The organism is Streptomyces sp. NPDC102258 (genome assembly GCF_055584685.1).
On sequence record NZ_JBVJLO010000008.1, the window covers coordinates 302,579 to 308,930 of the forward strand.

Here is a 6,352-nt window from a genome sequence, read left to right on the forward strand (position 1 = left end):
CAATGGGCGGCGTCCCGCCGATGCTGTCCGACGAATTCGAGGTACTCCCCGTGGCGATCCGCGTCCTGCTGGTCGACGACCAGCCACTGCTGCGCACCGGCTTCCGGATGATCCTGGAGGCCGAGCAGGACCTGGTGGTGGTGGGTGAGGCCGGGGACGGTCTGCAGGCGCTGGACCAGGTGCGGGCGCTGCAGCCGGACGTGGTGCTGATGGACATCCGGATGCCGCGGATGGACGGGGTGGAGGCGACGCGCCAGATCACGGGTCCGGAGCGGAACGGTCCGGCGAAGGTGCTGGTGCTGACCACCTTCGATCTGGACGAGTACGTGGTGGAGGCGCTGCGGGCGGGGGCGAGCGGGTTCCTGCTGAAGGACGCTCCGGCGGTCGAGCTGGTGCAGGCGATCCGGGTGGTGGCGGCGGGCGAGGCGATGCTGGCCCCGAGCATCACGCGGCGGCTGCTGGACAAGTACGCGGGGCACCTGCCGTCGGGCGAGGAGAGTCTGCCGGACACGCTGGGGACGCTGACGGAGCGCGAGGTGGAGGTGCTCAAGCTGGTGGCCCGGGGGCTGTCGAACGCGGAGATCGCGGCGGACCTGTTCGTGAGCGAGACGACGGTGAAGACCCACGTGGGGCACGTGCTGACGAAGCTGGGCCTGCGCGACCGGGTGCAGGCGGCGGTGTACGCGTACGAGAGCGGTCTGGTGCGGCCGGGCGCCCAGTAGGGGCCCGGCGGGCGCCGGTGGGCGTACGGGAACGACGGAGGGCCGGCGGCCGCGGGTGCGGCTGCCGGCCCTTCGCCGTGGTGGGGCGGCTCAGCCCTTGCTGATCTCCCAGAAGCGGAAGACGGTGGAGGCGTCGAGCGACCACTGGAGGCCGGTCACGTTCTGGCGGGTGACGGCGTACTGCTTGCCCTGCCAGAGCGGGAGGATCGGGACCTCGTCGGCGACGATGTCCTGGAGGCGGACGTAGTCGGTGTTGGCGGCGGTGCGGTCGGACTTCGCGGAGGTCGCCGGGATGATCGTCCCGGTGATCTCCTTGTTGTCGTAGTTGTTGTGCAGGACGTTGTCCGGTCCGAAGAACGGCTGCGTGAAGTTGTCGGCGTCGGGGTAGTCGGGGACCCAGCCCTTGACGTAGACGCCGTACTTGCCGTCCTGGATGTCCTTCTCGTACTGCTCGAACTCGACGGACTTCATGTCGGCCTCGAAGAGGCCGCTGTCGTTGAGCTGCTTGGCGATGACCTGGAACTGCTGGTCGGTCGAGGGGCCGTAGCGGGACGGCGTCGAGTACAGGGTCAGCTTGATCTTGCCGGTGATGTTGGCGGCCTTCAGGACGGCCTTGGCCTTCTCGGGCTGGGGGCTGCCGCCGTACCGGTCGAAGAACGGGGTGGTGTGTCCGGCGATGCCGGCGGGGACGATCGAGTAGAGCGGGGACGCGGTGCCCGCGTACACGTCCTTGACGAGCGCCTCGCGGTCCACGAGGTAGGCGATGGCCTTGCGGACGGCGACCTTGCCGACGACCGGGTCGTTGACGTTGAAGACCATGTGCTCGACTTCGGCGCCCGCGCCCTGGACGACGTCGACCTTCTGGTCGCCGGTCTTGACGGAGGCGAGGGCGGCGATGTCCTTGGCCGCGAGGCCGCGGAAGGCGAAGTCGACGTCGCCCTTCTCCAGGACCGTCTTCAGGGTGGCCTGGTCGCCGTTGAAGAACTTCAGCGTGACGCCGGTGTTCTTGGCCTTGGCCTTGCCGGTGTAGGAGTCGTTCACCGAGAAGCTGGCGCTCTTCTCGTTGATGGAGTCCAGCTTGTAGACGCCCGAGCCGACGGCCTTGCCGTCGGTGCGGAGCTTGTCGGCGGGGTACTCGGCGTGGTCGACGATGGAACCGGCGCCCGAGGCGATCTTGCTCGGGAAGGTCGCGTCGGACGTCTTCAGGCGGAAGACGACGGTCTTCTCGTCGGGGGTGTCGATGCCGGCGATCGACGCGAGCATGACGGCGGGACCGGCGGCGTCGTTGATCTTCAGCGTGCGCTCGAAGGAGTACTTGACGTCCTTGGAGGTCAGGCTGTGGCCGTTGCTGAACTTCAGGCCGGAGCGCAGGACGCACTTGTACTGCTTGCTGTCCGGACCCTCGAAGGTGCAGGTCTGGGCGGCGTCGGGCTCGGGGGTGGTGCCGCCCTTGGGGAAGCTGAGCAGCGACTGGAAGACGTTGTTGAAGAGGAGCCAGGAGCCCGGGTCGTAACCGGCCGCCGGGTCGGTCGACTTCACCTTGTCGGATATCCCCATGACCACGCCCTTGCCGCTGCCGGCGTTGGCGCCATCGGTCGAACCGCAACCGCTGAGCAGCGCGGCGGCGGTGGCCGCGCCGAGCGGGGCCGCCAACCACTGGTTACGTCTCATCACGCGAATGTCCTTCACAGTCTTGTCTGGTCGTTGCGCCGGCCTGCGACGTCCGCCGCCGGTTGCCGCCGGTCTCAGCTGCTCTTGCCCCGGCCGAGTTCCCACAGCTGGAGGTCGGAGATGGCGTTGACCGACCACTCCACCCCGGTGATCCCGTCGCGTGCGGCGACGTACTGCTTGCCCTGCCACAGGGGCAGGACGGGTACGTCCTCGGCGACGATGTCCTGCATCTCCGCGATCGCGGGCGCGGCGGTGGTGCGGTCGGCCGCGCGCCGGGAGTCGGGGATGAGCCTGGTGCGCACCGCGGCGTTGGCGTACGGGGTGCCCAGGAAGTTGTCCTGCTCCAGGAACGGGGCGAGGAAGTTGTCGGCGTCCGGGTAGTCGGGGAACCAGCCGAGCCCGTAGGCGGCGTAGTCGCCCTTCTTCTGCGCGGGGCGGAAGTCGGCCCAGTCGTTGCCCTGGACGGTGATGTCGAACAGCTGGGTGGAGTTCAGCTGGGTCTTGAGGGCTTCGAACTCGGCGGCGGTGCCGTCGCCGTAGTGGTCCTTGGTGTAGTTCAGGGTCAGCTTGACGGGGGTCTTGATCCCGGCGTCCTTGAGCAGGCTCGCGGCCTTCGCGGTGTTGGCCTCGCCGTACTTGTTGAAGAACGAGTTGACGTGGCCGGTGACGGCGGTGGGGACCAGCGAGTACAGGGGCTGCGCGGACTTCCCGTACACCTTGGAGATGACGTTGTTGCGGTCGACGGCGGCGGCGAGGGCCTGGCGTACGGCCTTGTCCTTGACGGCCGGGGCGTCGGTGTTGAAGCCGAGGTAGCGGATCTCCAGGCCGGGCATCGGGACGAGCTTGACGCCCTTGGGGGGCCGGGCCGAGAACTCGGCGATCTGGGCGGGCGACAGGGTGCGGGAGACCATCTGGACGGAGCCGTCGGTGAGGGCCTTGCCCATGGCGGCGGAGTCCTCGAAGGAGCGCAGTTCGACCTTGTCGTTCTGCGGCTTGATGTCGCCCTTGTAGTTCGGGTTCCTGGTGAAGACCGCCCGGACGAGGTGGCCGTCCTTGACCTCGGGCTTCATCGTGTAGGGGCCGGAGCCGTCGACGGCGAAGCCCGCGCGGAGCTTCTTGGCGTCGTAGTTCTTCTCGCTGACGATGCCGGCGGCGGGGGTGGAGAGCTTGTACGGGAACGTCGCGTCGGCGGTCTTCAGGTGGAAGACGACGGTGTCGGCGCCCTTGACCTCGACGGTGTCGAGGGTGGAGAGCAGGGAGGACGGGCCGTTCTCGGCCTTGATCGCGAGGACCCGGTCGATGGAGAACTTGACGTCCTTGGCGGTGACGGGGTCGCCGTCGGCGAACTTCAGGCCCGGGCGCAGGACGCAGCGGTAGCTCTCGTTGCCGGTGTCGGTGAAGCGGCAGTCGGAGGCCGCTTCGGGGACGGGCTGGCCGCCGCCGCGCGGGGTGTGCATCAGCGTCTGGACGGTCTGGCGCAGTACGTTCCAGGCGCCGGCGTCGTAGGCGTAGGCGGGGTCGAAGGGGGCGGGGGCGTAGTCGGCGGCGTCGAACCGGTCGGTGGTCCCGACGACGATCGCTCCGGACGCTGCTCCTCCGCCGCTCGCGCTGCCGCATGCGGACAGCGCGGGGGTGAGCAGGCCTATCGCGGCCGTCAGCACCATGGTCTTGCGGTTCATGCTGGAAGTACTCCCTCACCCGGCACTTGCAAAAAGCGGCGTAGAGGGCACTTCGCGGCGGTCGCCCGTTCAGGGCGGAACGATCGGGCCGGTGTTTGACGATCGGTCCACGCGGCACCGGCGCAAGGGTGTGCGTCCGGGACCGCAGAGGTGCGTGCGTAGTGCCCGCGTCGACATTAGTGGGCCGGGACGGTCTGGCTGGAACTGGCAGGAGTTGGGGCGTAATCGCACCGTGATGGGAGCGGACGGACCGCTTATGCCGTCGTCTTCGCAGATGGTGTCAGGAGATGATCAATCCGGACACATGGGAAGGCTGTGGGGCACTCCGCCGGGCCGGGCCGGGCACTGCCGGGTGACCAAGCTCACCCGTCGCGCGGGAGGCGGGCAGGATGGAATTTCGGCCTCCGGGGGCCGGGGCGGAAGATCCTCCCGCGCGGCCCGCGCCCCACCCCTGTTCCGTTCGGTACGGAGCGTGCGCGCTCAGTTCAGGGGAGTGATGAGGGACCGCAGGAACGGCAGGTCGACGTCCTCCAGGGAGCGCACGACGGTACGGCCCGGGGCGGGCTCGATCAGCCCGACGGAGGGCACGGCGACGACCCGGCAGCCGGCGGCCTCGGCGGCGGCGACCCCGGTGGCGGTGTCCTCGATGACGGCGCACCGCGAGGGGTGCGCGCCGAGGGTGCTCGCGGCGATCAGGTAGGGGTCGGGGTGCGGCTTGGTACGGGGCACCTCGTCCCCGGCGATGGTGAGGGTGAAGCGGTCGCGGCCGAGGGTGAGCAGCACCCGGTCGATGACGCGGCGGTGGGAGGCGGAGACCAGGGCGGTGGGCACGTTGTGCCGGGCCAGTTCGGCCAGCAGCCGCTCGGCGCCGGGCATCAGCGGGACCTGGTCGGCGATGCGGGCCTCGAAGCGCTCGTTGAGCAGGACGCTCAGCTCGGCGAGGGTGATGGCGGCGCCGGTGGCCTCGATGAGGAAGGCCGCGCTGCGGCTCATGGGACCGCCGACGACGATGTCGCGCCAGGCGTCCTCCAGCCGGTGGCCGAGCTCGCGGAAGATGTCCGCCTCGACCTCCCACCAGAAGCCCTCGGTGTCGACGAGGGTGCCGTCCATGTCGAGGAGCACCGCCTGCAGGGCGTGCCCGTCGGCCGTACGGGCGACGGGTGCGGGAACGGTGCTGGTCATGCGTACGCCTCTCCGAAGGGGACGACAAGGCCGGTCACCTGGGCCCGCGGGGATGACCCCTCGGAACAGGTGACCGGCCTGTATGGGACCGACCAGTGTACGCCGGTCCGTGTCAGCGCGCGTTGAAATACTTCGCTTCGGGGTGGTGGATCACGATCGCGTCGGTGGACTGCTCGGGGTGGAGCTGGAACTCCTCCGAGAGGTGGACGCCGATCCGCTCCGGCTGGAGGAGGTCGGCGATCTTCGCACGGTCCTCCAGATCGGGGCAGGCACCGTAGCCGAGGGAGAAGCGGGCTCCGCGGTACTTGAGGTCGAACATGTCCTCGACCGCCGCCGGGTCCTCGCCGCCGAAGCCGAGCTCGGCGCGGACGCGGGCGTGCCAGTACTCGGCCATGGCCTCGGCCAGCTGGACGGACAGGCCGTGCAGCTCCAGGTACTCGCGGTACGAGTCGGACTCGAACAGCTTGGCGGTGGCCTCGCCGATCTTCGAGCCGACGGTGACGACCTGGAGGCCGACGACGTCGGTCTCGCCGGACTCCTCCGGGCGGAAGAAGTCCGCGAGGCACAGGCGGCGGCCGCGGCGCTGGCGCGGGAAGGTGAAGCGGGTCCGCTCGTTCCCGGCGTCGTCCAGGATGATCAGGTCGTCGCCCTTGGAGACGCAGGGGAAGTAGCCGTAGACCACGGCGGCCTCCAGCAGGTTCTCCGTGTGCAGCTTCTCCAGGAGGCCGCGCAGCCGCGGACGGCCCTCGCTCTCGACGAGCTCCTCGTACGTCGCCCCGCCCGCGCGGGCCTGCTTGAGGCCCCACTGGCCCTTGAACAGGGCGCCCTCGTCCAGCCAGGAGGCGTAGTCCTTGAGCGGGATGCCCTTGACGACGCGGGTGCCCCAGAACGGCGGTGTGGGGACCGGGTTGTCCACGGACACGTCGGAGCGGCCGCCCGGCTCCTGCGGTTCCTCCTCCTGGGGGAGGGGGGTGGCGCGCTTGGCGACGCGGCGCTGCTTGAGCTCGGGCAGGGTGGCGCCGGGGACGCCGCGCTTGACCGCGATGAGGGCGTCCATGAGGCGGAGTCCTTCGAAGGCGTCGCGGGCGTAGCGGACTT

At 69.7% G+C, this 6,352-nt stretch carries 5 protein-coding genes; 1 reads left to right on the forward strand and 4 read right to left on the reverse strand.

Annotated features, from left to right (window positions below; translation table 11 throughout):
* Positions 1-50: 50 nt before the first annotated feature.
* Entirely contained in the window at positions 51-722 is a 672-nt protein-coding gene (locus ACZ6ZT_RS16760; RefSeq protein ID WP_469719913.1) for a response regulator, read from the forward strand.
* A gap of 90 nt (positions 723-812) precedes the next feature.
* Here the strand turns inward: ACZ6ZT_RS16760 and ACZ6ZT_RS16765 are convergent, their stop codons facing one another.
* The 4 genes from ACZ6ZT_RS16765 to ACZ6ZT_RS16780 all read right to left on the reverse strand — a co-directional run.
* Complete coding sequence (locus ACZ6ZT_RS16765) at positions 813-2,396, reverse strand: ABC transporter substrate-binding protein (RefSeq protein ID WP_469719901.1); 1,584 nt, start codon at positions 2,394-2,396, stop codon at positions 813-815.
* A 71-nt stretch (positions 2,397-2,467) separates the two neighbouring features.
* Complete coding sequence (locus tag ACZ6ZT_RS16770; protein ID WP_469719902.1) at positions 2,468-4,072, reverse strand: ABC transporter substrate-binding protein; 1,605 nt, start codon at positions 4,070-4,072, stop codon at positions 2,468-2,470.
* Positions 4,073-4,552: 480 nt separating this feature from the next.
* Positions 4,553-5,254 (reverse strand): HAD family hydrolase, encoded by a 702-nt coding sequence (locus tag ACZ6ZT_RS16775; RefSeq protein ID WP_469719903.1) that lies wholly within the window; start codon positions 5,252-5,254, stop codon positions 4,553-4,555.
* Between the two features lie 112 nt (positions 5,255-5,366).
* Positions 5,367-6,352 (reverse strand): vitamin B12 dependent-methionine synthase activation domain-containing protein (locus ACZ6ZT_RS16780; protein WP_469719904.1); only part of this gene is annotated, 986 nt, incomplete at its 5' end.